The organism is Amycolatopsis sp. NPDC048633, from assembly GCF_040650695.1.
GTDB lineage: Bacteria > Actinomycetota > Actinomycetes > Mycobacteriales > Pseudonocardiaceae > Amycolatopsis.
In genome coordinates, this window is sequence record NZ_JBEZHS010000003.1 from 375,509 (window position 1) to 399,298 (window position 23,790).

The 23,790-nt window shown below is 68.1% G+C and carries 24 protein-coding genes; 18 read left to right on the forward strand and 6 right to left on the reverse strand.

The features are described 5' to 3' along the window. Positions 1-24 precede the first annotated feature (24 nt). Positions 25-1,209, reverse strand: a complete 1,185-nt coding sequence (locus tag AB0C38_RS10415; RefSeq protein WP_360669724.1) for an oxygenase MpaB family protein — start codon at positions 1,207-1,209, stop codon at positions 25-27. A gap of 224 nt (positions 1,210-1,433) precedes the next feature. On the opposite strand from AB0C38_RS10415, the gene AB0C38_RS10420 reads away from it, so the two are divergent. From AB0C38_RS10420 to AB0C38_RS10455, 8 genes are all read left to right on the forward strand, one after another. Then, a complete protein-coding gene (locus AB0C38_RS10420; protein ID WP_360669727.1) occupies positions 1,434-2,648 on the forward strand; it encodes an FAD-dependent monooxygenase in 1,215 nt (404 codons plus the stop codon). Beyond that, entirely contained in the window at positions 2,632-3,360 is a 729-nt protein-coding gene (locus tag AB0C38_RS10425; RefSeq protein WP_360669730.1) for a helix-turn-helix domain-containing protein, read from the forward strand. The genes AB0C38_RS10420 and AB0C38_RS10425 overlap by 17 nt, the downstream gene beginning before the upstream one ends. A 58-nt stretch (positions 3,361-3,418) precedes the next feature. Next, positions 3,419-4,366 (forward strand): alpha/beta hydrolase, encoded by a 948-nt coding sequence (locus AB0C38_RS10430; protein WP_360669733.1) that lies wholly within the window; start codon positions 3,419-3,421, stop codon positions 4,364-4,366. 90 nt (positions 4,367-4,456) lie between these two features. Then, positions 4,457-5,146, forward strand: a complete 690-nt coding sequence (locus tag AB0C38_RS10435; RefSeq protein ID WP_360669736.1) for a MarR family transcriptional regulator — start codon at positions 4,457-4,459, stop codon at positions 5,144-5,146. A gap of 236 nt (positions 5,147-5,382) precedes the next feature. Next, a complete protein-coding gene (locus AB0C38_RS10440; RefSeq protein WP_360669739.1) occupies positions 5,383-5,802 on the forward strand; it encodes an Rrf2 family transcriptional regulator in 420 nt (139 codons plus the stop codon). A 103-nt stretch (positions 5,803-5,905) separates the two neighbouring features. After that, the gene (locus AB0C38_RS10445; protein ID WP_360669742.1) at positions 5,906-7,030 is read left to right on the forward strand and encodes a globin domain-containing protein; all 1,125 of its coding nucleotides are present in this window, start codon (positions 5,906-5,908) and stop codon (positions 7,028-7,030) included. A 59-nt stretch (positions 7,031-7,089) separates the two neighbouring features. Further along, entirely contained in the window at positions 7,090-8,484 is a 1,395-nt protein-coding gene (locus AB0C38_RS10450; RefSeq protein ID WP_360669744.1) for a PLP-dependent aminotransferase family protein, read from the forward strand. Between the two features lie 51 nt (positions 8,485-8,535). Continuing rightward, positions 8,536-9,012 carry an Rrf2 family transcriptional regulator gene (locus AB0C38_RS10455; RefSeq protein WP_360669966.1) on the forward strand — a complete coding sequence of 159 codons (477 nt, stop codon included), beginning with the start codon at positions 8,536-8,538 and terminating at the stop codon, positions 9,010-9,012. Here the strand turns inward: AB0C38_RS10455 and sigJ are convergent. Together sigJ and AB0C38_RS10465 are read right to left on the reverse strand one after the other, a co-directional pair. Continuing rightward, entirely contained in the window at positions 8,997-9,899 is a 903-nt protein-coding gene (gene sigJ / locus AB0C38_RS10460) for an RNA polymerase sigma factor SigJ (protein WP_360669746.1), read from the reverse strand. The two genes, AB0C38_RS10455 and sigJ, sit on opposite strands and share 16 nt — an antisense overlap. Positions 9,900-10,080: 181 nt before the next feature. Further along, positions 10,081-11,037 carry a LysR family transcriptional regulator gene (locus tag AB0C38_RS10465; protein WP_360669749.1) on the reverse strand — a complete coding sequence of 319 codons (957 nt, stop codon included), beginning with the start codon at positions 11,035-11,037 and terminating at the stop codon, positions 10,081-10,083. Between the two features lie 175 nt (positions 11,038-11,212). On the opposite strand from AB0C38_RS10465, the gene AB0C38_RS10470 reads away from it, so the two are divergent. From AB0C38_RS10470 to AB0C38_RS10495, 6 genes are all read left to right on the forward strand, one after another. Further along, complete coding sequence (locus AB0C38_RS10470) at positions 11,213-11,839, forward strand: succinate dehydrogenase cytochrome b subunit (RefSeq protein WP_360669752.1); 627 nt, start codon at positions 11,213-11,215, stop codon at positions 11,837-11,839. Between the two features lie 2 nt (positions 11,840-11,841). Continuing rightward, entirely contained in the window at positions 11,842-13,779 is a 1,938-nt protein-coding gene (locus tag AB0C38_RS10475; protein WP_360669755.1) for a fumarate reductase/succinate dehydrogenase flavoprotein subunit, read from the forward strand. Beyond that, positions 13,776-14,522 carry a succinate dehydrogenase/fumarate reductase iron-sulfur subunit gene (locus tag AB0C38_RS10480; protein ID WP_360669758.1) on the forward strand — a complete coding sequence of 249 codons (747 nt, stop codon included), beginning with the start codon at positions 13,776-13,778 and terminating at the stop codon, positions 14,520-14,522. The genes AB0C38_RS10475 and AB0C38_RS10480 overlap by 4 nt, the downstream gene beginning before the upstream one ends. 654 nt (positions 14,523-15,176) lie before the next feature. Continuing rightward, on the forward strand, positions 15,177-16,013 hold the full coding sequence (locus AB0C38_RS10485; RefSeq protein WP_360669761.1) for a polysaccharide deacetylase family protein: 837 nt from the start codon (positions 15,177-15,179) through the stop codon (positions 16,011-16,013). Positions 16,014-16,022: 9 nt separating this feature from the next. Next, positions 16,023-16,436, forward strand: a complete 414-nt coding sequence (locus tag AB0C38_RS10490) for a cupin domain-containing protein (RefSeq protein ID WP_360669764.1) — start codon at positions 16,023-16,025, stop codon at positions 16,434-16,436. Positions 16,437-16,449: 13 nt separating this feature from the next. Beyond that, complete coding sequence (locus AB0C38_RS10495; RefSeq protein WP_360669767.1) at positions 16,450-17,301, forward strand: NAD(P)-dependent oxidoreductase; 852 nt, start codon at positions 16,450-16,452, stop codon at positions 17,299-17,301. Here AB0C38_RS10495 and AB0C38_RS10500 read toward each other — a convergent pair. Further along, positions 17,288-18,718, reverse strand: coding sequence for a PLP-dependent aminotransferase family protein (locus tag AB0C38_RS10500; RefSeq protein WP_360669770.1), 1,431 nt, complete (start codon positions 18,716-18,718; stop codon positions 17,288-17,290). The two genes, AB0C38_RS10495 and AB0C38_RS10500, sit on opposite strands and share 14 nt — an antisense overlap. A gap of 177 nt (positions 18,719-18,895) precedes the next feature. Beyond that, the gene (locus AB0C38_RS10505) at positions 18,896-19,315 is read right to left on the reverse strand and encodes a cupin domain-containing protein (RefSeq protein WP_360669773.1); all 420 of its coding nucleotides are present in this window, start codon (positions 19,313-19,315) and stop codon (positions 18,896-18,898) included. Positions 19,316-19,499: 184 nt separating this feature from the next. Here AB0C38_RS10505 and AB0C38_RS10510 point away from each other — a divergent pair, with 184 nt between their 5' ends. Next, positions 19,500-19,985: a hypothetical protein gene (locus AB0C38_RS10510; RefSeq protein WP_360669776.1), complete on the forward strand. Its 486-nt coding sequence runs from the start codon at positions 19,500-19,502 to the stop codon at positions 19,983-19,985. 183 nt (positions 19,986-20,168) lie between these two features. On the opposite strand, the gene AB0C38_RS10515 is transcribed toward AB0C38_RS10510, so the two are convergent. Beyond that, positions 20,169-20,993 carry a fumarylacetoacetate hydrolase family protein gene (locus AB0C38_RS10515; RefSeq protein ID WP_360669779.1) on the reverse strand — a complete coding sequence of 275 codons (825 nt, stop codon included), beginning with the start codon at positions 20,991-20,993 and terminating at the stop codon, positions 20,169-20,171. A gap of 147 nt (positions 20,994-21,140) precedes the next feature. Between AB0C38_RS10515 and AB0C38_RS10520 the strand changes: the two genes are divergently transcribed. The 3 genes from AB0C38_RS10520 to AB0C38_RS10530 all read left to right on the forward strand — a co-directional run bounded on the left by AB0C38_RS10520 (position 21,141) and on the right by AB0C38_RS10530 (position 23,787). Beyond that, a complete protein-coding gene (locus AB0C38_RS10520) occupies positions 21,141-22,370 on the forward strand; it encodes an FAD-dependent oxidoreductase (protein WP_360669782.1) in 1,230 nt (409 codons plus the stop codon). A 12-nt stretch (positions 22,371-22,382) separates the two neighbouring features. Continuing rightward, positions 22,383-23,276 (forward strand): LysR family transcriptional regulator, encoded by an 894-nt coding sequence (locus tag AB0C38_RS10525; RefSeq protein WP_360669785.1) that lies wholly within the window; start codon positions 22,383-22,385, stop codon positions 23,274-23,276. A gap of 112 nt (positions 23,277-23,388) precedes the next feature. Further along, on the forward strand, positions 23,389-23,787 hold the full coding sequence (locus AB0C38_RS10530) for a hypothetical protein (protein ID WP_360669788.1): 399 nt from the start codon (positions 23,389-23,391) through the stop codon (positions 23,785-23,787). Positions 23,788-23,790: the final 3 nt, after the last annotated feature.

The following is a 23,790-nucleotide window of genomic DNA, read 5'->3' on the forward strand; positions in this document are numbered from 1 at the left end:
TCATCGGCCGCTTCCCGGGGTCCGTCATTCGGCGGCGTGGTGCTGGTAGCCGGTGCGGCCGTCCGGATTGGCCACACGCGCACGGGACACCTCGATGTTCTTGAGCATTGCGGCGTTCCAGGCGTCCGGGTTCGCGCGAAGCCTGGCCCGGCGGGCCGCGATGATCGGAACGGCGGCACTCAGCAGCTTGTCGGCCAGCCGGGTGGGCGGGATCGAGAGCTCCTGGCTCAAGGTGAGACCGTGGATCCGGCGGGTCAGCGATCGCAGCAGGACAAGCGTGATCGGCTCGGGCAGCTTGAGCAGGGTGTGGAGCCGGTTGGAGAGTGAGGCGAGAGTGGCCTCGGTGAGCACGGTCGATTCCGGGATCAGCGGGCCGGTGACCGTCTGGAGGAGGTCGTCGACCCGCTTGGCCTCTTCGCTGCTGGTGATGCCTTCGACCAGCAGGGGCTCGACGCCCATGACATGCCCGACGTACCACCAGTAACGGTAGAAGGAGTTCTGCTCGGCGGTGGTGATGTCGAAGCCCATCAGCTGCTCCGCGGTGAGCGCGGTGAGCGTGAAGTCCATCCACGTCCGTGCCATGTCGACCTGGTTGATCGGGGCTCCGAGCGCGACGTCGTCGTACCCGCGGTTGTGGGCCAGTCGCCGCATCGCGGCGTGCAGGATGCGCACCTGGAGCGTGCTGACGTAGCCGTGCTCGCCCTGGCGCATCGCCCCCGGAAGCATCGCGGCATTGAGCCACTGGCCGGTTTCGTATAGCCGTCGCGGAGCGCCTTCGACGAGCCGCCCGGTCATCGCCAGCACCGTCGAGATCGACGGGGACTGGTAGGACCGCACCAGCGCCCCGGCCGAAAGGGAGATCGCGGTCACCGCGGCGGGCTTGGTGAAGAAGGGGAGCGATGCTTCGTCGAGAAGGGCGTCGTCGACGTAGTCCGGCGTCGCCTCGACGTGCTTGAGCAGCGCGGCGACGGCCGGCGGAGGGTCAGTCAGGGAATCGAGACCGTGTTCGATGCCCTCGTTGAGGGCGACCCGGACGTCGCGGCCGTGTTCGTGGATCTCGGTGACGACGTCGTCCGCCAACGGATCGCCGACAGTCAGGGCGGATTGGATCAGGTCCGCGCGGGTCGAGCCGAACTGAGCTTCGACCGTGGAGCGGCGGCTCCGAGCTGCGGGCCAGGTGAACCCGGCGGACGTCTGCGTGGTGGTCATGGGAGGTACCCCCGTGAGATGACTTAAATGGTCGCTTGTCAATATAGTCGGGTAGCCGAGACGAGAGCACGTGGGCTCGATAATATTGTCATATGTCCATAATGCGGGTACCGTCGCGTACCCGCGAGACTGGATGGGTCGTCGTTTCGTGACAGGTCAGAGGTGTGATCCATACCTTGACTGACCATCTGGTCGAAGTGGTCAGTCGGTTCTAGTCTTGAAGTATGGACAACAACGAACAGAGGCGTCGCGCACTGGTCGTCGGCCTCGGCATCAGCGGCATCTCGACGGCCATCCGCCTGCGCCAGGCCGGTTGGGAACCCGAGATCATCGAACGTTCGCCGGAACGGCGGACAGGTGGCTACTTCGTATTGCTCTGGGGCGCCGGGCGGTCGGCCGCCGAGCGCCTCGGCTTCCTGGTGAACATGCCCGATCACACCGCTCGCGACGGCGCTCACTACGAGATCGACCGGATGGGCAACCGCACCCGCGTGCCCAGTTTCTCCGACCACCCGCTCGGCCCGCATCGCATGCTGCGCGGCGACGTCGAAAACGCCGCCTTCGACGCCCTGCCCAGCGACATCAAGATCCGCTTCGGGACCATTCCCTCGAAGATCCAGCAGGACGGCGACGGGGTCGACGTGACACTGCTCGACACGGCGAGTGGTCAAACCTCCGCGGAGCGATTCGACCTCGTCGTGGGAACGGACGGGCTGCGCTCGACCGTCCGCAGCCTGGCCTTCGGACCCCACGAGCGGTACCTGCACCGGATGGGCAGGATCACCTGCGCGTTCCAGGTGTCCGCACCCCTGCCGGGCCTGGCGCAGGAAGACGGGGTGGCACTCCTCGAACGAGCACGGTCGATGTGGGTGTTCGGCTTCCAGGACCGGATCCCGACAGTGATGCTCTCCTACGAGTCCGACGACATCGACGCGGAGTTCATCCGGCCGCCGGCGCAGCGGCTGCGAGAGGTGTTCGGGTCACAGCCGACCGGCAAGCTGCTCGGCACCGTCCTCGATGAGGCCGAGAGGGCGGAGAACATCCTGTTCGATTCCGTAGAGCAGGTGCGGATGGACTCCTGGCATCGCGGCCGCGTAGTCCTCGTCGGCGACTCGGCCTGGTGCGTTACGCTTTATGCCGGAATGGGCGTCTCGGCGGGCCTGTGTGGAGCGGACCTGCTCGGCACCATGCTTGAGCGGCACCCGGTCGACGTGGAGCGTGCGCTGACGGAGTGGGAGACCCAGTTGCGACCGTCCATCAAGGCCTGGCAGGAGTGCGCGGGTCCGATGCGGATCTTGTTCAACCCGGACGGGCGACGTGAGGTCTTGAAGCGACGGCTGACCGCGCGCGGTCGAACCTATCCCATCATCGGCCCGGTGATTCGGCGGAAGCGCATGCGGACCATGGCGGAAAAGAACTTCGATGCCGCAGCCGCTTGAGCGAGAAGGGCCGGTGGCGGAGCCGGCCCGCCACGACCCCGCCAAGGCGGCGCGGATCCTCAGGGTGACGCGGGATTCGCTGCTCCAACACGGAGCGCGCGGGATCAGCGTTGCCGAAATCGCCCGGGCCGCGCACATCGGCAAGGGCACCGTCTACCTCTACTGGCGCACGAAAGAAGAGCTCGTCGCCGAAGTGGTCGCCCGCGACTTCCTCGCCATCACCGGCGAGTACCTCGCGCTGATCGAGACCGACACCGGTGCTGTACTTCCGCATCGCATGTGCTGGACGTTGTTCCGGTCCGCACTCGAACACCCCTTCGTCCGGGCCGTCCAGGTCGGTGACGTCTCCACGATCGGCCTCCTGACCGAGCATGAGGGCACCCGTCGCCTGCTCGACCTCCTCGGGCCCGGGATGCTGTCACGCAGCCTGCTCGAGCTGTGGCGGGAGCACGGCCTGGCCCGCCGGGATTGGGCTTTCGACGAGCAGGCCTATGCCCTGCGCGCGGTCCTTGCCGGCTTCTTCACTTTGGAAACCGGGAACAGCACCGAGCTGATCGCCGGCCGGAAGTCCGTTTTCGAGGCGACCGTGAAGGCGTTGCTCGACCCACCGGTCCAGGCGGATTCCGCGGCGCTGGCCGCGGCCGCGGCGCTCGATCTGCTCACCGCACGCCGCGACGATGTTCGCAGCATGCTCGCCCCCGTGGAGGGCTGACGCTCGATCTCCGCCAGGAAAGGCTTCCTGGCGTTCCAGCTACTTTGGGAGTTCCATCATGTCCACCGAACGCTTGATCGCGGTCAACGACCTTTCCATCCACATCACCGAACAGGGCAGCGGCCCCCTGGTGATCCTGCTGCACGGCTTTCCGGAAACCTCGCACTCCTGGCGGCACCACATCGGGCCGCTTGCCGACGCGGGCCACCACGTCGTCGCGCCGGATCTGCGGGGTGCCGGCGGCACCGTCGGTCCGGAGGCGATCGACCAGTACACGATCCTCCACCTCGTCGGCGACGTCGTCGGGTTGATCCACGCGTTGGGCGAAGAAGAAGCTGTGCTCGTCGGACACGACTGGGGAGCGATCATCGCCTGGCATGTGGCGCTCATGAGGCCCGACGTGGTTCGCGGTGTCGCCGCGCTGAGCGTGGCGCCACCGCGTCGCCCGCCGGCGCCGCCGATGACCTTGGCGGAAAAGCGCTTTGGTCGCGGCTTCTATCAGATCTACTTCCAGGAGCCCGGCGTTGCCGACGCCGAGCTGGACAGCAACCCGGAAGATGCACTTCTCGGGTTCTTCGGTAAGAAGTCCACAGCGGTATCGGCGGAGAAGCTGGTCCCGGTCGTCCCGCCGGGTGGGGGCATCCTCGATGCCCTCGACACCAACGGGCACCCTGATTGGATGTCCAAAGAGGACTTCGACGCTGTCGTTGCCGCGTACGCGCGCAGCGGGTTCACCGGCGGGCTGAACTGGTATCGGAACCTCGACCGCAACTGGGAGCTGACCGCTCCCTGGCAGGACGCGAAGATCACGCCTCCGTCGTTCTACGTCACGGCAGGCCGTGATGTCAGCCGGATGATCGCCCCGCCCGGGTTTCTCGAACAGCTGCCCGAGGTATTGACCGACCTGCGGGGTGTTCTGGACCTCGACGGCTGCGGGCACTGGATCCAACAGGAGCGGCCGGCCGAGGTCCAGGAGGCGCTTCTCGCGTTTATCGCCGGTCTCTGAATCGCCCGAGGCGAGACGTCAGCGCCTCAGCGATCGTGGCAGATTCGCGTTTTTGTTTCCCTGTCGGCGAATCACGTGGACCACTGATCGATGTTCGAAGTGGTCCAGGGATTTCGCGACCAAGTGGGTAGGTTCGAAGGGGGCGGCACGAGCCGATCCGTCCGGACGATTCCCATGAAGAGCGAACGGATCATGACGAGACTTGCCATCGACGGTGCCGGTGATGTCGACGAAGAAGGCCTGCTGCACGACCCGCGCACGCGTGTCTTGCTGCGCGGGCTGGCGGAGGAAGGTGACACCGCCGCCATGGAAGCAGCGGTGGCGCTCAGTGCGGCGATGCAGCTGGTCGGGCGCACTCCCTGGACCGGCGCGGCCGGGACAGGGCTGCCGACGGGATCGGTCGAGGTTCTCCTACGACTGAACGTCGCGCCGGCCGGGCTAAGCATGGGAATGTTGGCCAGGTCGATCGAGTTGCCGCCCTATCGGGTGAGCAGGCTGGTGGACTTCCTGAGTCAGGAGGGCCTGGCGAGCCGACAACGTGACCTGCAGGACCGCCGGTCGCTCCGGGTCACGATCACGAGGGCGGGGGCGGAGCTGCTCGTGTCGTTGCGCAAGCCGGCACGCCAGGCGATGAGGTCGGTCTTCGCCGGCTTCACCCAGGCTGAACTGGCGCAGTTGCGACATTTGTGTCTTCGCGTCGCGCGGAACGGTGGGGCTGGGTCCCGGAGAGGAAGTTTTCCGCGTGACGGGGTCCGTTCTCAGCCGACTACGCGAACGTGAGCGCCGGGTGATGGCGAGCAGTCATCACCCGGCACTCGCGCAAACGGCTTCGTCGTTTTGGCGGTGCAGGGGAGTGCTCGCCGGTGGCGCGGAAAGTGGACCAAGAAATTCCGCATGATCATAGGGAATTGTAGTACCAGTCTGCTGTTGACGACTATTCCCTTGTGCGGCAATGACTTGGTGACCGTCGGCACAAATGGGTATTGCAGATACCTCTTTGTCTTACGATGTTCTTCATGCACCTCAACCGGGCGACCGACATCGCGCTGCGCATCCTGATGTTCGCGGGAGCACGGGGAAGTCAGGTCACCATCGACGAACTGGCTGCGGCCATGGCCCTGCCGCGCAACCACGTCGCCAAGGTCGTGCAGCGACTGCAGCATCACGGTTTCGTGGTCACCGCAAGAGGTCGCGGTGGCGGCGTCCGGCTCGCCGACGGCGTGCTCTCGTCCTCCGCCGGGCACGTGGTCAGGTACTTCGAGGGCGACGCCGAAGTCGTGAACTGTGACGAGCCACCTTGCCCGCTGCGCGACGTCTGCCGGCTGCGAGGCGCGCTCCACGTCGCCCAAGAGGCTTTCTTCGCGTCGCTCGACGAGGTGCCGCTTACAGCCCTGGTCGCACCGCCGACCGGGCCGGTTCTCCTGTCCCTCACCTAGGAGGTCTCCCTTGCTTTCCCGAAAGTCCGCCGAGGTCGTGCGCGCCACGTTGCCGGCGGTCAAGCAGCACATCGTCGCCATCGCGGGCGTCTTCTACGACACGATGTTCGCCGACCACCCGGAGCTGCTCGATCTCTTCAACAGGGGCAACCAAGCCAACGGTGACCAGCGGCGTGCCCTCGCGGGTGCCGTCGTGGCTTATGCCGAGCACGCCACGGGAGCCGGCGTGGTGGCGATGGGGTCCGTGGTCGGCCGGATCGCGCACAAGCACGCTTCGCTCGGCATCCGGCCGAGCCAGTACCCGCTCGTGGGGCGATACCTGCTCACCGCCGTCGCGACCGTGCTGGGCGACGCCGTCACGCCGGGCGTCGCGGCGGCATGGGACGAGGTGTACTGGCTGATGGCCGTCCGGCTGATCGAGACTGAAGCCAGGCTCTACCAAGAGGCGGGGGTCGACCTCGCCGACCCGGCTCACCGCTGGCGCGTTGCCGCTCGTCGCGACGAAGGCGGCGACGTCGTCTCCCTGTTCCTGATTCCCGTCGAAGGGACGGTCCCGCCGCATTTGCCCGGGCAGTTCGTGACCGTCGACGTCGACCTCCCCGGAGGAGGTCGCCAGGCCAGGCAGTACACGGTCTCCCGAGCCGCGGGCCATCGTGAGCTGCGAATCTCGGTACGACGAGTTCGCGGCGCGGGCGGTGCGCCGGACGGTCTCGTGTCGACAGCATTGACCCGCGACCTGCGCATCGGCGACGAAGTTCGGGTGAGTCACCCATTCGGTGATGCCGTGCTCGCCGATGACGACCGTCCGCTCCTGCTGGCCAGTGCGGGCATCGGCATCACGCAGACAGCGGCGCTGCTGGAACACGTCGCACGGCACCAGCCGCGGCGGCCGGTCACCGTCGTCCACGCCGAGCGTCACCCGGATCGGTACGCCCTGTTCCACGACATCGAGTTCCACGGAGCCCGTTTGACCTCGTTCCGGCACCTGGCCTTCTACGACACCGATGCACCCACGGATGTCACGAGGGGCCCCGTCCGGCTCGATTCGGTGGACGTACCCGACGGGGTGACCGCACACCTGTGCGGTCCGGTCCCGTTCATGCGCGACATTCGTGCCGCGTTGCTTGCCCGCGGTGTTTCCGGGGAGAATGTCCACATCGAGGTCTTCGGGCCCGACCTGTGGACGACCGGTGCCGATCGGCTGCCGGGCGTAGCGGCCGCCGTCTGACCAGGACAAGGCCGGACCCGCAGGCCTTATACATCGACAACAGATATCCAGGATCTCTCATGTCCGAGTTGGCGGCCGAGCCGGGAAGCGGGGCCGACCTGCACCTCGAGGTGCGGGGCCCCCGCGTCCTGGCCGGTCTGAAGGAGGCCTTGCGCGAGGCCGTGCGGTCGGGCCGGCTGACGCCGGGTGCGAGGCTCCCGTCGACGCGATCCCTCGCCGCCGATCTCGGCATCGCGAGGAACACAGTCGTGGCTGCCTACGCCGAACTGGTCGCCGAAGGCTGGCTCAGCTCACGTCAGGGAGCCGCGACACGGGTGGCGACCGCGCACGGCGCCGCACCACCGGACCGGGCCTGTGCCGACCCCGACCCGGCTCGTCCGCTTCACGACCTGCGGCCGGGCACCCCTGACGTCGCCGCGTTCCCGCGCGCCGAATGGCTCCGGGCCGCGCGCCGGGTCTTCGACCGGGCGCCGGACCGGGCGTTCAGCTACCCGGACGTCCGCGGAACCGAAGAACTGCGGACCGCGCTGGCCGCCTACCTGGCCCGAGCGCGAGGGGTGCGGACCGACCCGGAGCGGATCGTAGTCTGCGCAGGGGCAGCGCACGGACTCCGCCTCCTGGCCACGGCCCTACGCGCCCGCGGCACCGACTCCGTGTTCACCGAGGGGTACGGCCTCGATCTCCACCGTCGCCTGCTTACCGAGTCGGGCTTGAGAACTCCTTGCCTACCCATGGACGGGCACGGCGCGCGTACGGACCTGCTCGCGCAGACCTCGGGCGCGGGGGCGGTCGTGCTCACCCCCGCGCACCAGTTCCCGTCGGGTGAGGTGCTTTCCGGGGACCGGCGAGCGGCGGTGATCCGGTGGGCGCGGAACACGGGCGCGGTGGTCGTCGAGGACGATTACGACGGCGAGTTCCGGTACGAGAATCCGCCGGTCGGATCGCTGCAGGCGCTCGATCCGGGGCACGTGGCATACCTCGGCACGGCCAGCAAATCGCTCGCACCGGGCCTTCGGCTGGGATGGCTGGTCGTTCCTGAAATCCTCGCCGACCAGCTGTCACGCGCGCTCGGTGAGTTCGGGATGTGCGGCACGCTGGACCAGTTGGTACTCGCGGAGCTCCTGGGGTCCGGCGCGTATGACCGGCACGTCCGCGCGATGCGCGCGCGGTACCGCCGGCGGCGGGAACAGCTTTCCGAGATGCTGGCCGGACGCGCGCGCTCCCGGCTGTCCGGAGCGTCGGCCGGCCTGCACGCGATCGTCAACGTCCCGAGCGGCTGTGAAGCGGCCATCATCGGGGCAGCGGAAGCGGACGGACTGGCCCTGTGCGGGATCTCCCGGTTCCGACACCCGCGCGGGCAGGATGATCGCGACGCCATCGTCGTCGGCTACGCCACCCCGTCCGCCAGCGCGTGGGCGGGCGCCCTGGCCGCTTTGGAGGCAGTGCTGCCGTGACCGTGCAAGTTGACGTTCGATGTCCAGGTTGCCTAGCATCGCGACGTGCGGATGAACCAGGGCGTCGAGTGGGCTATGCACGTTCTGCTCTCCCTCGCGTGGGCCGGTGACGAGCGCCCGGTACCCACGGCGCAGCTCGCCGGCAGCTACGACCTCCCACAGGCGTACCTGCACAAGCAGATGCAGGCGCTCGCTCGCGCTGGGATCGTCGAGTCCCTCCCCGGCGCGCACGGTGGATTCCTGCTCGCCCGGCCGCCGGAAAAGATCACCCTGATGGATGTAGTCGCCGCGATCGAAGGCAAGGAGCCGGCGTTCGTGTGCTTGGAGATCCGCCGGCAGGGCATGGGGGAGGACGCTCCCAAGAGCGCCTTCCGGCACACCTGTGCGGTGAATGCGGCGATGCAGCGTGCGGAGCTGCAGTGGCGGAAGTCCCTGGCCGGCCAGACGATCGCTGACGTCAAGGCTGCGGCGGAGGCCCATGCGCCGTCTGCCGCGCGTCTCGCCCGGCAGGCTTACGGGCGGGACTGAGCGATCGCCGCCGCCAGTGCGGCCAGCTTCTCCGGATTCGTGACCATGCAGATCCGGTCGATGCCCTCCGACGTGGCGTCGACCCAGCAGGCCGCGACGGGTGTTCCCGACCGGAGCACCACGACGATCGGCTGCTCGTTCGCTTCGACGATTTTGACCTCGGCGTCCTTGCCGTGGATATCGATGGTGCGCAGGAGGAACTGAGCCACGCGGTCACGGCCCACGATCGGCTTGCGCGCGGAGGTCACCACGCCGCCGCCGTCCGAGCAGGACATCGCGTCTTCGGACAGCATGCTCCGCAGCCCGCGGAGGTCGCCTCGCTGCGCCGCGGCCAAGAAGGCGTTGAGCAGGCGGTCGCGCTCGGCCGGGGCGACCCGGCTACCGCGCTCGCGAGCGACGTGGGCGCGAGCGCGGTGGCCCTTCTGGCGCGCGAGTTCCTCCGAGATACCGAGGAACTCGCCGATCTCCCGGTACGGGTAGTCGAAGGCCTCGCGCAGGACGTAGACCGCGCGTTCGATCGGGCTGAGTCGTTCCAAGAGGAGCAGGACAGCCAGTTCGAGCGCCTCTCCTCGCTCCACCGCCATCACTGCGTCATCGGCGGTGGGAATCGGCTCGGGCAGCCAGGGGCCGACGTAGAGTTCACGACGTGCCCGCGCCGTCCCGGCGGCCGTCAAGGCCAGCCTACTGGCCGTGGTCACGAGGAATGCCTCGACGTTGCGGATCTCGGTACGGTCGGCGCCCTGCCACCTGATCCACGTGTCCTGCACCACGTCCTCGGCGTCGGCGGACGTGCCGAGCAGCCGATAAGCGATCCCGAACAGCCGGGCCCGTGTCGCTTCGAACGCCGAGACCGCTTCGTCGAGTTCGTCGGCGATCTGTTCGGGCATCGCGTGACGCTCCCTCCGGCCGGTTGGGATCCGATCATACTGGACATTCGATATCTACATTACCGTCAAGTGGTCCAGTGGGACAACGGAAGATCGGACCAGTCTCCGGGGTTCCGGCGCAGCTAGGGTCGGTGGTCATGCCCTGTCCGGAGCGAGGAAGGCCACCCCGAGATGCACGAGCTCAGCTCGATGAGGTTGTCCTGGCCGCTCCGTCCACAAGTGATTCGACTCCGGGCGGGAGACTTGCCCGGCGCGCCGGGTCGGCCACGAAACCGACGATCGCGGAACGCAGGGCACGGACCGCCCGGGTCGGTCCGACGTCCGTCCGGTAGGCGAGCTGCACGATGCGTGTCATACCCGCGTCCGGAGCGAAGCGCGTCATCCGGAAGCGATCGCCCGCCACGGTGCTCGGCACCACGGCCGCGCCCACGCCCGCCCGCACCAGTTCCAGGACCGCGTCCATCTCGCCGCCTTCGATCGCGAATGACGGGTCGAACCCGGCGGTGCGGCAGGCGTTCACCGTCGCCTCTCGCACGTCGTAGCCGCGTCGGAACATCACGAGCGGAACGTCCGCGAGGTCGCGAACCTCCAAGCGCGAGCCTGCCGAGCTCAGCGATACGTCGCCGTGGGAGATCACGACGAGTTCCTCGAGGAACAGCGGCGTCAGCGACAGCTGATCACCGGGGTTGCGGGAACCCGCGAGGAGGGCGAGGTCCAGAGCGCCGTCGGACAGCCGTTCCCGCAGGTCGCCGGAGCCGCTTTCGTGCAGCTCCAGCTGGATGCCCGGATACCGGCGGCGGAATGCCGAGAGCATCGCGGGCAGCAGGCCTGTGCACAGGCTGGGCGGGGCGCCGAGCCGGACGCGCCCGCGGTCGAGCTGGTCGAGCTCCCGGATGGCTCGGTGAGCGCTCTCGACGTCCGCGAGGATCCGCCGGGCGATCGGCAGCAGTGTCTCGCCTGCCTCGGTGAGGCTCACATTGCCCCGGATGCGATGGAACAGCGGGGCGCCGAGGTCGTGCTCCAGAGCGCGGATCTGCTGGGACAACGAGGGCTGCGCCACTCGAACCTGCTCGGCGGCACGGGTGAAGTGCCGGTACTCGGCCACGGCGACGAAGTAGGTGAGCTGCTGCAGCTGCATGCACCCACGATAGGCTATGGCTATTCAAAGTAGAGTTTTGATGTCTTTGACCTCTGAAAGTTCCCGTTCTAGCGTCAGTTTCGTGGTAAATGACCTCGCAAACCGACCCGCAGCGCGGCGGCGCCGCACAGCCGTCAGGCAGTTCTGGGACTCGACTATCGGCAAGAAGATCGTCATGGCGATCAGTGGCGCGATCCTGCTGTCGTACGTGGTCGCGCACATGATCGGCAATCTCAAGACCTTCTTCGGCCCCGAGGATCTCAACGGGTACGCCCACTGGCTGCGCACGATCGGTGAGCCGGTGCTCCACTACGCCTGGTTCCTGTGGATCCTGCGGGCCGGCTTGATCGTCGCAGTCGTCCTGCACATCACGGCCACGGTGCAACTGGTCCGCCGTGACCACCGGGCGCGGCCGGTGGGCTACGTCCACCGGCGGCCGGTGCGCGCGACCTTCGCAACACGCACGATGCGCTGGGGCGGCGCGACGCTGGCCTTGTTCGTCGTGTGGCACCTCTTGGACCTGACGGTGGGCACGGTCAACCAGGACTTCGTGGAGGGCGACCCGTACCACAATCTCGTGGCGGACTTCCAGGTCTGGTGGGTGAACATCCTCTACCTGGTCGCCCTGGCCATGCTGGGCCTGCACATCAACCACGGGTTCGCCAGCGCCGCGCGCACGCTGGGCGTCACCAGTGTGCGGCGCGAGCGGGCGATCAAGATCTTCGGCAGCGGGATGGCCGTGGTGATCACTGCCGGATTCGCTCTCGTGCCGATCAGCATCATGACGGGACTGGTGGACTGACCATGGCCGAGTACGTGACCGGTGACCCGATCGTCGACGGCAAAGCACCCACAGTTCCGTTGGAGAACCGGTGGGATGAACGGAAGTTCGCGGCGAAGCTGGTGAACCCGGCGAACCGGCGCAAGCATCGCGTGATCGTGGTCGGCACCGGGCTGGCCGGCGGTTCGGCCGGGGCGACGCTGGCCGAGCAGGGCTACCACGTGGTGCAGTTCTGCGTGCAGGACTCGCCTCGCCGCGCGCACTCGGTTGCGGCGCAGGGCGGGATCAACGCGGCCAAGAACTACCGCAACGACGGCGACTCGGTGTACCGCCTGTTCTACGACACCGTGAAGGGCGGGGACTTCCGCTCCCGGGAGTCCAACGTGTACCGCCTGGCTCAGGTGTCGGCCCAGATCATCGACCAGGCCGTGGCCCAGGGGGTGCCGTTCGCCCGCGAATACGGCGGCCTGCTCGACACCCGATCCTTCGGCGGTGTCCAGGTGCAGCGGACGTTCTACGCCCGCGGCCAGACGGGCCAGCAGCTGCTGATCGGCGCGTACCAGGCGCTCTCGCGCCAGATCGACGCGGGCAACATCGAGCTGCACCCCCGGACGGAGATGCTCGACCTCGTCGTGGTCGACGGGCGGGCTCGCGGCATCGTCGCGCGTGACCTGGTCACCGGTGAGATCCGCACGCACCTGGCCGACGCGGTGGTGCTCGCGACCGGGGGGTACGGCAACGTCTTCTACCTGTCCACCAACGCCAAAGGGTCGAACGCGACCGCGATCTGGCGGGCGCACAAGCGCGGTGCATACTTCGCGAACCCGTGTTTCACCCAGATCCATCCGACTTGTATCCCTCGGTCGGGGGAGCACCAGTCGAAGCTGACGCTGATGAGCGAGTCGCTGCGCAACGATGGGCGCATCTGGGTGCCGAAGGAAAAGGGCGACACCCGGCCGCCGGCCGAGATCCCCGAGGACGAGCGCGACTACTATCTCGAGCGGCTGTACCCGAGTTTCGGCAATCTGGTACCGCGGGACATCGCGTCGCGGGCGGCCAAGAACCAGTGCGACGCGGGATACGGTGTGGGGCCGGGCGGGCTCGGTGTCTATCTGGATTTCGCGGACGCGATCGCCCGGATGGGCCGTGCCGCGGTGGAGGCCAAGTACGGCAACCTCTTCGACATGTACGAGCGCATCACGGCGGAGAACCCGTACGAGGTGCCGATGCGCATCTATCCTGCGATCCACTACACCATGGGCGGCTTGTGGGTGGACTACGACCTGCAGAGCACTGTCCCCGGCCTGTTCGTGATCGGGGAGGCGAACTTCTCCGATCACGGCGCCAACCGGCTCGGCGCGTCGGCGCTGATGCAGGGCCTCGCCGACGGCTACTTCGTACTCCCGGCCACGCTCAACGACTACATCGGGCGCGGCGGTCTCAGCGAGGTCGCGGCCGATGACACCGCCGTCACGCAGACCGAGGCCGGGGTACAAGAGCGACTTGACCGGCTGTTGGCGGTCAGGGGCACCCGAAGCGTGGACTCGTTCCACCGAGAACTCGGGCTGTTGATGTGGGACCACTGTGGAATGTCCCGGAGTCGCGAAGGCCTGCGCAAGGCTCTGGACCGGATTCCCGAGCTGCGCGACGAGTTCTGGCGCGACGTCCGCATCCCCGGCGCCGGTGCGGAATTCAACCAGGAGCTCGAGAAGGCCGGACGGGTCGCCGACTTCCTCGAGCTTGCCGAGCTGCTCTTGATCGACGCTCTCACTCGCGAGGAGTCCTGCGGCGGGCACTTCCGCGAAGAACACCAGACCCCCGAGGGTGAGGCACAACGCGACGACGAGCACTTCTCCTACGTCGCGGCGTGGGAATACAGCGGGCCGGACACAGGGCCGGTGCTGCACCGCGAGGAACTGACTTTCGACCACGTTCACCCCACTCAGCGGAGCTACAAGTGAAACTCACCGTTCGTATCTGGCGGCAGGCCGGCCCGGCCACGGAGGGCCGGCTGGTGTCCTACCCGGTAGGCGACGTCAGCCCGGACATGTCCTTCCTCGAGATGCTGGACGTGCTCAACCAGGAGCTGATCGCGAACGGCGAGGAGCCGGTGGCCTTCGACCACGACTGCCGGGAGGGCATCTGCGGCTCGTGCGGGGTCGTGATCAACGGGCAGGCGCACGGACCGGAGCGCACGACGTCCTGCCAGCTGCACCTGCGGTCGTTCGAAGACGGCGAGGTGGTCGACGTCGAACCGTGGCGTGCCCATGGGTTCCCGGTGATCAAGGACCTGGTGGTGGACCGTTCGGCGCTGGACCGGATCGTCCAGGCGGGCGGGTACGTCAGCGCCCCGACCGGCAGCGCCCCGGACGCGCACGCGACCCCGGTCCCCAAGCCGGACGCGGACCTGGCGTTCGACAACGCGACGTGCATCGGCTGCGGCGCCTGCGTCGCGGCGTGCCCCAACGGTTCGGCGATGTTGTTCACCGCGGCGAAGGTGACGCACCTGAGCCTGCTGCCGCAGGGGCAGCCGGAGCGCACCCAGCGGGTGCTGGACATGGTCGACACGATGGACGCCGAGGGGTTCGGCGGCTGCACGAACACCGGTGAGTGCGTGGCGTCGTGCCCGAAGGGGATCCCGTTCGCGAGCATCGCGACCCTCAACCGGGAATACTTCAAGGCCGCGCGTTCGACGCGGAGGTGAGGCGGTTGGGTCGCCGACTCAGGTGACTTGCCGATCTCTGTGCTGGTAGCGCACGAGACACATACGGGTTCCCTGGTTGACTGGGAACCAGCGGCGGAGAGCTCGCCGCGAAAGTCCGGCGGTACGCGTGATCGAGGTTCGGGGCCTGGCACGCACGACGGACGACTGCGGTACCCGGCGGGGACACCGGGCGCCACAGGGGACGGATGCGCTGGGGAGCGCATCCGGGGAGGTGGCGTGGCGCCCGGTGGGGACCTGGGCGCCGCGCCCAGCTCTTCTGTGAGCGCCGCAATGCCTACCCGGGAACCGGTGGGTGGTGCTGGGGGTTCACCACCCACCGGACCGGCGACTCTCCGGCGACGAAGGGAGTGGGTCGCGGTCCCGGAGAGTCTGAGCCGCCGCAGAGGCTGGCGGCCAATTTGCGGTGTTCATCAGGATGTGCACCCAACGGTACTGGAGTCCTGACCTCGGATCTGGTCCAGTCCACTGTAGATTTCCTGGGCCAGTTGACCGGCGGCGACTGCTGCTTCCAGCTCGCTGCCGCCAACCGGTCCACATCAGAAGTCCGGGAATGGATCAGTCTCGCCGCTTCGTGCGCGCCTAGTGTGGCCCTTGTCCCAGTGGTGGACGTTGTCCGCCCGGAAAGGGGTTGCCATGGCTGTGCACCTGCCTACGGGCGTACGGATCGCGGTCGCCATCTCGGTCGACTTCGACACCGACGCGCTGCGCCCGGGAACCATTGCGGGAGTCGGGCACCATGCCTCCTCGACGCGCCGCTTCGCAGTCGACGTCGGCATACCTCGCCTGCTCGCGCTCTTCCGTGACCTCGATGTCGTCACGACGTGGCCGACGTCCGACCACGACCTCGTCGACTTCCCGGATGTCGTCGAAGACGTACTCGACGAGGGACACGAGATCGCCTTGCACGGCTGTCATCACGAGGGCGGCGTGCCGGAGCCGGACCGCGAGCGGGAACTCATGGGAACCCGGCTGCGCCGCCACGATCGAGTGGTCGGTCGCGCGCCGTCCGGCTTCCGTGCCCCGGAGTGGGCGTTCACCGATGCGACCCTGGGCATTCTCGGTGACACGGGGTTCGCCTGGGACAGTTCCCTGGCCGGGACGGAGTTCGAGCCCTATCGCCCGAGCGGTCACGAATCCGGTGTGCTGGAGATACCTGTGTCCTGGTACTTGGACGACTGGCCGTGCGTCGAAGATCACCGGCCCGTGTTCCGGCGATGGCGGGAGATCTTCGACTACGCACACCTCCGCGTTCAGGACGGCGTCTACACGCTCACGATTCGTCCGCAGGTCATCGGCCGGGCCCACCACGTGGCTGCGCTCGAGGAGTTTCTGCGGTACCTCCGTGGCTTCGGGGACGTTTGGTGCACGACCCTTTCCGAGATTCGCCGGGTGTGGTCCGAGCCACCGGGTGAATCGGTCCATCGGGAGAACCGGAAAGTGGACTACACGTCCACCCCCGGACTTACCTAGCGTGAAGACATGACCGAAACACAGCCCAAGACCAACTCTGTCATCTCGATGCTGCTCTCCCAGACGCCGGACATTCCGGCTGGTGCGCACGTGATGACCGCGACGATCGAGCTCCCGCCCGGCGATTCGGGTACTCCGCCGCACCGGCACTCCGGTCCCGTCTTCGGCTACATGGTGGAAGGCGAAATGATCTATGAGCTGGAGGGCGAACCCGAGCGCGTGGTGAAGGCCGGCGAAGCCTTCTGGGAGCCGGGTGGTGACGTGATCCACTACCAGGCGGCGAACAGCCTGGCCGACGCTTGGAGCCGGTTCGTCGTGGTGATGATCTGTGCGCCGGGGCAGGACATGCTGACGTTCGTCAGCCCGGAGGAGCTGGCCGAACGCGCCGACCGGCGCGCGCCGCGGCCGGCCGCGCAGAACTGAACAGGAGACGATGATGCGGATCTTCCTCGCCGGCGCGTCCGGCGCCATCGGCCGCCGGACGGTGCCCGCACTTCTCGGCCAGGGCCACGAGGTGGTCGGGCTGACGCGGAGCAAGGACTCGGCCGACAGGATCGAAGCGCTCGGTGCGGCGGCTGTCGTCGGAGACGTCTACGACGCAGAGGCGCTCACGCAGGCGGTCCGCGCTGTGCGGCCCGATGTCGTCATGCATCAGCTGACCGACCTCGGTTCCGGCGACCGGGCGGCCAACGCGAAGGTTCGCGTGGTCGGTACCCGCAACCTCGTCGACGCGGCCAAGGCCGCCGGAGTGCGGAGGATCGTCGCGCAGAGCATCGCGTGGGCCTACGAGCCCGGTGACGAGCCGGCGGTCGAGGACACGCCACTGGATCTGCACGGCGCTCCCGACCGGGTCGCCACAGTCGAAGGTATCGCGGCGCTGGAGATGGCCGTCGCCGAGCTGCCCGAATGGGTCGTGCTGCGCTACGGCACGCTCTACGGACCGGGAACCTGGTACGAGCGAGGTGGCCTGATGGCGCAGCTGGCCCAGGCGGGGCACGTTCCGGCCAACGCGGACGTTTCCAGCTTCGTGCACGTCGACGACGCTGCCTCGGCCGCCGTGGCCGCCCTGAGCTGGCCCTCGGGCCCGGTGAACGTTTGCGACGACGAGCCGGCTGCGGGCCACGAGTGGGTCCCGGTGTTCTGCGCCGCCGTGGGAGCGTCGGAGCCGACGCGTGCTGACGCCGAGCGGACGGGCTGGGCACGCGGCGCCGACAACAGGTACGCGCGCAAGGAGCTCGACTGGGTGCCGGGCAGGCCGTCGTGGCGTGACGGATTCACCAGGGCGTGACAGCCGCGCCGTGGAGCAACCGGGTGAGTACATCGAGCGCGGAGCGCCACGAGTGTTGGGGCGGCGTTGCGTACCCGATGATAAGGCCGGGCTTCCCGCGTTCGGCGGACTGCCAGTAGCCGCCGGCCTGCACGCCCATGAGGTGAACACCGGCGGCGAGACCGGCGTCGACCAGCCGCTTCTCCTCCTGGTTCGAGGCCAGGGGGAGAAGCGCGTGGAGCCCGGCCGGAACACCGTCCAAGGGCACCTTCGTGACGTCGGAGAGCCGGCCGGCCAGCTCGGCCCGGCGCTTCTGGTACGCCAGACGTGCCCGGCGTACGTGTCGGTCGTAGTCCCCGCGTTCGAGCAGATCGGCGAGCGCCAGCTGGTCGGGCGCGCCGACTGTCGCGCCCGAGACCGTCAGGGCGTCCAGCACGGGGATGCGGAGCCGTTCAGGCAGCACCAGCCAGCCGATCCGCAGTCCGGGAGCCAGCGCCTTGCTGGTGCTGCCCGCGAAGATGACCCGACCGGGATCGAGCGCCTGCATCGCGCCGACGGGCTGCTTGTCGTAGCGGAACTCGCCGTCGTAGTCGTCTTCGATGATGAAGCCGTCATGGGCGTCGGCCCAGTGGAGGAACGCGGCACGCGATTCGCGGCTCAGCACCACGCCGCGGGGATGCTGGTGAGAGGGGGTCAGCAGGACCGCCCCCGCCCGCGCCGGGACGGCGGCCGGGTCGGCGCCGTTCGGTCCGACCCGCAGCGGGGCAGTCTCCACGGCGGCGCCGCGGACGAGACGCCGGTGGTGAGCGAGCCCCGGTTCTTCTGTGGCGATCACACTGACCCCTAACTCGCGCAGCGCGCGTGACACGAGTGCCAGGGCGTGACTGAAACCGCTCGTGATGACCACCGCTTCGGGCTCGGCATGCACTCCGCGTGCGCGGGCTACGTAGGTTGCGACCGCCTCCCTGAGAGCTCGCAGGCCCGCCGGGTCGCCGTAGTCCATGCTGTCGGCGCCCGCCGTCGCCAGCGCCCGCTTGACGCTGGCCGACCACAGTGTGTGCGGGAAGAGACTGAGGTCCGGCCGTCCGGGACGGAGATCGATCACCCCGCGTGCCAGCGCCGGTGGGCCGGCCGTCGGGGACGTCGATGTCGTGGGCGGGCGGTGGACTTCCGCGACGCGGGTGCCGGAACCCGTGGCGCTGACGAGCCACCCTTCGGCTGCCAGCTGGGCATAGGCCGCGACGACCGTTCCGCGCGCGATCCCGAGGTCGTCGGCGAGGCTCCGGGTACTGGGCAGGCGCATTCCGGCGGGTAGCCGGCCGGAAGAGACTCCTTGACGCAGCGCCAATTCGATCGACCGCGCTCGCGGCTCGCCGTCGGCGCCGACGTCGATGAGCAGATCGATGCCCAGCGGGGTGCGCGGACGGTCCGTTCCCACAGGGATCACCTCAGTTTCGGGGTGTGACGATTTCGCAGTCGGCGTGGGAACATCTTCCACGTCGTCATGGTTCCCGCGCCCGGCGTCAGCCGATCGGATGGGGCGGCACCGGAGCCTGCCGTCTCCGGCCGGCGCCGTACCGGAGACAGCAGGACGATCCGGGTGCGATGAAAGAGGTCAGCCCGAAGTCGCCTGGCGGGCCGACGGGTGGCGCAGGTGGTCCCGTTCACGGATCTCGTCGTCCTCGAGGAAGGTCAGCATCGGGATGTCGGGCGCGCAGACCATGCAGACGACGAACTTGCTCGCGATGTCGTCGCGCAGGTTGCCGGCCTGGTAGTGCACGACTTCGCCACCGGGCTCCCAGAACGCCTCGCCGGCCTTGATCGGGTACGGCTCCTGACCCTCGAGCTCGAAGAGGATTTCGCCTTCGAGGACATAGCCGAACACGGGGCCCGAGTGGCGGTGAGGGCCGGCGCCAGGGTCGCCTGGGGGGACGGTGACGACGCCCACCATGAAGTGTGCGCCTTCGGGTACGAACGGCGGCGTCTGGGTCAGCAGGTTTTCGTAGGTGTTGCCGGTGCCAGGTTTGAGAATCATGAGCTGAGGTTACCTCCGCCGGGTATGATTCGGGACATCACCCATCCGGGTTCTCGTCACAAATGGTTACCTGGTAACAACCTCATGGTCCAGTCTTCGGTAATCCTTGACCACAAATATCCTGGATGTCTAATATCCATGAATTCGATGTGGGTGACGTGGGCTCCTGAAGGGACTGGTTGACGTGTCCGTCGAGGTCGGCTCCATCCCGCTCGATGCGGGGAGTACCGCGATCGAACGGTGCAGGCACTACTCGACCGTGTGCGGGTTACCGGCGCGGGTGGTCCACGGTAGCCGGATCGTCGTTCGCCTGGATGGGCTCGTCGGCGCGGTCACCATGCCCGCCGACCTTGCGCACCGCGTCGCCGTCGCCTTGCGCTTGCAGAGCCTTCCGGCGCCGGCTGTGGCGCACCCTGGCGGGAAGCGGTGGACGTTCCTCACCGGCCCGGGAAGCGTAGGGCCGGACAACGCTCGTAATTTGCTCCCGATCGGGGTCAACGTCGTCGGCGATGAGGCCTCGGTGGTCCTTCCGAGCCCGGAGACCGAGCTGCTCGGCTTGTGGCGCTGGACCGACCGGTCGGTGCCTCTCGAACTGCCTGCGCAGGCAGTGCTCCTGGCGTCCGCTCGTGCGTTGTCCTTCTCGGCAACGGGTGGACGATCGGGGTGGTGATTCCGGCGGCGACCTCGGCTGGGCTCGTCCCGTGGCTGGCCCTGCGCCGGGCCGCACGAGGGACGCTCCGTCGATATGAACGGCTGGTGACCGATGATGGGCGCGCCGTGCCGCTCTGGATCGCAGAGGCCTGCGCGGACCTGGTGAGCTCCGGTCACCTCGCGGAGACCGCGGGGCGCCCGCTCAGCTTGACCGACTCGGGTGCCGAGCTGCTGGAACAAGGGCGGATCTGAGGCGGATCGCGTTCTCCTGGAAGCCGATACCGTCGAGTTCGACTTCCAGCACGGAGTTGTTGTCAGATTGGGTCGGACTTCCGTGACGCCAAGCTTCGCTGCAAGCAGCGAGTGCGATCACGTCTCCCGGCTCGAGGTGCACGAGTTGCGAGACGTGTCGGACCGCGGCGACCGGATCGAAGGTCACGGCCGCCACGTTCGCTTCCCGGACGAGGTGACCTTCGATGTGGGCCCGCAGCGACAGCTGTGGCCGGAGACCGCCCGGCAGGTCGTCCGGCGTGACCAGCGTCGGCCCAAACGACGACGACTGCCGTCGCGGAGCCTCGGGGTCGCAGCCGTGTGGGACGTGGGCGTTGACGTCGGTCAGCAACGAAAAACCGGCGATCGCCGCTTCGGCATCGACTCGCGCGGTTGACCGCAGTCGCGAACCGATCACCACGGCAAGTCGCGCGTTCCAGCCGGCCGCAACCGAACCCTGAGCGAGGACGACATCATCCTTGGAGCCGACGAGAGGTCCCCGGCCTTCGATGGAGGCTGCCGCGAGGCAGGGGCCGAAGTCGACCCGGATGATCTTTCCCGGTCGAGGGATGATCGGAGCTCGAACGCTCAGCATGGCTTCGTGCCGAGCTCCGCCGGAAGCGCTCGCTACGGTGCGCCATTCCGGGAGGCTGATCAGGGCGCCGACGTCGGGCGAAGCGAGTTCGACCAGTGTCCCGTCAGGTTCGACGCGAGCCGCTCGCGTGCCGGTCCCGGCACGGATCGTGGTCAGTTTCATGGTGTGCTCCCGGCTTGGCACCTGATTCGATCCAGGCAGTTGTCACCTGGTCGGACGACCGGTGAAACCTTGACATCAAATATCCAGGTTCCTAGTGTTCCAGCTCGTCGGCCGTGGAGCCAGGGCCGGTTTGGAAGGAGAACCTGGATGTCAAATATCCTGATTGTCGGTGGCGGGTTCGCCGGGGTGTGGAGTGCGGCGAGCGCGGCGAAGCTGCGCCAAGAACGCGGACTGTCCGAGCGAGACCTGCAGATCACCGTGATCAGCGCGGGTGATGACATGGTCATCCGCCCACGTCTCTACGAAGCCGACCCGGATCGGATGCGAGTGCCGCTCGACCGGGTGCTGGGACCGATCGGGGTGCGCCGGATCGCCGGAACGGTGACCGACATCGACACCGCCTACCGGCACGTCACCGCGATCCGGCGAGACGGCACGACGGACCGAATCCACTACGACCGGCTGGTGCTCGCGTCGGGCAGCCAGGTCGTCCGCCCGAAGTTCCCGGGCGCGGAGCACCTCTTCGACATCGACACCATGACCGGCGCGGCGACGTTGGAGGCACACCTGCGCCGCCTGCCCGAACGGTCAGCGGAGCGCGGCCAGTACACGGCGGTGGTCGTGGGTGCCGGCTTCACCGGCCTCGAGATCGCGACGGAGCTCGTCGGCCGTCTCGAAGAGCTCGCACCCCGGGAACAGATCCGGGTCGTGCTCGTCGAGCGCCTGGATGTCGTCGGGCCCGAACTCGGGGAGGGACCCCGGCCCGCGATCGAGAAGGCGCTGGCCGATCTCGGGGTCGAAGTACGGCTCGGCGTCAGCGTCGAAGAGGTTGCCCGCGACAAGGTGCAGCTCTCGGACGGCACCACGCTCCCTGCTGCCACCGTCGTGTGGACGGCGGGCATGACGGCCAGCCCGCTCACGGCCGCCATCCCCGGACAACGGGATCGGCTCGGCCGCCTCGACGTCGACGAATACCTGCGGGTGCGTGGGCTCGCGGACGTGTACGCCGCCGGAGACACCGCCGCGGCCGTCTCGCCCGCCGAAGGGCGCGTCGTCATGCAGAGCTGCCAGCACGCTCTTCCGCAAGGCAAGTTCGCCGGGCACAACGTGGCCGCGGACCTCCTCGGCGAGCAGCTCGTCACGTTCCAGCCGGCGCCGTACGTCACTTGCCTCGCACTCGGCCCAGCCGGCGCCGTCGTGACTTCGGGCTGGGACCGGGAGGTGCAGATGACGGAACAGCAGGCCAAGCACCTCAAGAACACCATCAACACGGAATGGATCTACCCGCCGGTCGACGATCCGGTGGAACTGTTGAACCAGGCGGGTCCGCAGGCGGAATTCCCGGACTACGAACCTGAAGAGCAGCTCGCCGGCTGACGGCGAAGTCCGATGGAGCTGCGGCATCTCCGGTACTTCGTCGCCGTCGCCGAGGAGTGCCATTTCGGGCGGGCGGCGGACCGGCTACACATGGCGCAGCCTCCGCTGTCCCACCAGATCAAACAGCTCGAGACCGAGCTCGGTGTCGAGCTGCTGATCCGCACCACTCGCCGGGTGCAGCTCACTTCGGCCGGCCGGCAGTACCTCGACCGGGCCCGTGCCGTCCTCGCTGCAGTGGAGGCGGCCGGGGTCGAAGCCGGCCGGATAGCTGCCGGCGAGGTCGGGCGGGTCGCGATCGGGTTCACCGGCTCGGCGACCTACGAGCTGTTGCCCTCCCTGGCCAGGGTGCTGCGCCAGGAGATGCCGGGCATCGAGCTGGACCTGAAGGGAGAGATGCTCACCCCGGTCCAGGTCGCGATGCTGGTGGAGGAGTCGCTCGACATCGGCTTCCTCCGACCACCAGTCCGGGAACCCGGACTGGTGGTCCGCGTGCTGCGCCGCGAGCCTCTGATCGCGGCGTTGCCCGCGCATCACCCGCTGACCGAACGCGCCACGGTGCGGCTGGCGGACCTTCGCGACGAGCCGTTCGTCTGCTACCCGTCTCGCCACCGGTCCGTGGTGTACGACGCCGTGTTCGACGCGTGCCAGTACGCCGGCTTCGTACCGTCCGTGGTGCAGGAAGTGGGCGAGACGGCGACGCTGGTCTCGTTCGTGGCGGCCGGTGTGGGTGTGGCACTCGTGCCGGCGTCCGTGCGGCACCTGCAGATCACCGGGGCCCAGTACCGGCCGCTGGCCGGCACGACCCGCGAGGTCGAGCTGGCAGTAGCAGTGCGCGAAGGAGACTGCTCGCCTCACGTCGCCAAGGTGCTCTCGCGCACCCACTCGCTCGTCGGCGGGCCGCGCTGACTCGTACGTCCTTCGTATCGATTCTGCCGATCCTGGTACTTCCGCATTCGCAATCCGTCGGATTGAATCAGGAAACAGCGAATTCATTCGTTCCCGGACTCGAGGAGGAGCCGTGACCCCGTTCATGCTGGAGGTCCAGTCGTTGCTGGACGGGGAGGAATCTCCCGAGCCGGCCACCGAACCGGCCACCGCGCGCTCGGTGGCCGAAGCCACCGACGAACAGGTGATCATCCGCTCCCTCGCCGAGCAGATGGTCTCCGAGGCGAACGCGATCCTCCGCGAGCGTGGTGAGGTCTTCAGCCTGGTCGACGACAGCGGCGACGGCGAGCTCGCGTTCACCGTCGGCTTCGCGGATCGTCGCGCGCGCATCCGGACCGCGATCGCCGGCCGCGAAGGCGTCGCCCAACTGATGATCGGTGACCAGCTCGATCCCGAACCCAAGCGGCTGGCCGGCGGAGAAGAACTCCGGGCGCTCCTGCTGAGCCTGCTGACTGCTCCCGTGCACCACTGACCC

Coding starts and splice junctions, on each gene's coding strand:
- AB0C38_RS10445 (WP_360669742.1), top strand. CDS start 5,906: ATGTTCGCCGACCACCCGGAGCTGCTCGATCTCTTCAACAGGGGCAAC.
- AB0C38_RS10495 (WP_360669767.1), top strand. CDS start 16,450: ATGCGGATCTTCCTCGCCGGCGCGTCCGGCGCCATCGGCCGCCGGACG.
- AB0C38_RS10435 (WP_360669736.1), top strand. CDS start 4,457: ATGTTCGAAGTGGTCCAGGGATTTCGCGACCAAGTGGGTAGGTTCGAA.
- AB0C38_RS10450 (WP_360669744.1), top strand. CDS start 7,090: ATGTCCGAGTTGGCGGCCGAGCCGGGAAGCGGGGCCGACCTGCACCTC.
- AB0C38_RS10465 (WP_360669749.1), bottom strand. CDS start 11,037: ATGCAGCTGCAGCAGCTCACCTACTTCGTCGCCGTGGCCGAGTACCGG.
- AB0C38_RS10415 (WP_360669724.1), bottom strand. CDS start 1,209: ATGACCACCACGCAGACGTCCGCCGGGTTCACCTGGCCCGCAGCTCGG.
- AB0C38_RS10525 (WP_360669785.1), top strand. CDS start 22,383: ATGGAGCTGCGGCATCTCCGGTACTTCGTCGCCGTCGCCGAGGAGTGC.
- AB0C38_RS10430 (WP_360669733.1), top strand. CDS start 3,419: ATGTCCACCGAACGCTTGATCGCGGTCAACGACCTTTCCATCCACATC.
- AB0C38_RS10520 (WP_360669782.1), top strand. CDS start 21,141: ATGTCAAATATCCTGATTGTCGGTGGCGGGTTCGCCGGGGTGTGGAGT.
- AB0C38_RS10420 (WP_360669727.1), top strand. CDS start 1,434: ATGGACAACAACGAACAGAGGCGTCGCGCACTGGTCGTCGGCCTCGGC.
- AB0C38_RS10425 (WP_360669730.1), top strand. CDS start 2,632: ATGCCGCAGCCGCTTGAGCGAGAAGGGCCGGTGGCGGAGCCGGCCCGC.
- AB0C38_RS10485 (WP_360669761.1), top strand. CDS start 15,177: ATGGCTGTGCACCTGCCTACGGGCGTACGGATCGCGGTCGCCATCTCG.
- sigJ (WP_360669746.1), bottom strand. CDS start 9,899: ATGCCCGAACAGATCGCCGACGAACTCGACGAAGCGGTCTCGGCGTTC.
- AB0C38_RS10440 (WP_360669739.1), top strand. CDS start 5,383: ATGCACCTCAACCGGGCGACCGACATCGCGCTGCGCATCCTGATGTTC.
- AB0C38_RS10455 (WP_360669966.1), top strand. CDS start 8,536: ATGAACCAGGGCGTCGAGTGGGCTATGCACGTTCTGCTCTCCCTCGCG.
- AB0C38_RS10505 (WP_360669773.1), bottom strand. CDS start 19,315: ATGATTCTCAAACCTGGCACCGGCAACACCTACGAAAACCTGCTGACC.
- AB0C38_RS10515 (WP_360669779.1), bottom strand. CDS start 20,993: ATGAAACTGACCACGATCCGTGCCGGGACCGGCACGCGAGCGGCTCGC.
- AB0C38_RS10490 (WP_360669764.1), top strand. CDS start 16,023: ATGACCGAAACACAGCCCAAGACCAACTCTGTCATCTCGATGCTGCTC.
- AB0C38_RS10470 (WP_360669752.1), top strand. CDS start 11,213: ATGGCGATCAGTGGCGCGATCCTGCTGTCGTACGTGGTCGCGCACATG.
- AB0C38_RS10475 (WP_360669755.1), top strand. CDS start 11,842: ATGGCCGAGTACGTGACCGGTGACCCGATCGTCGACGGCAAAGCACCC.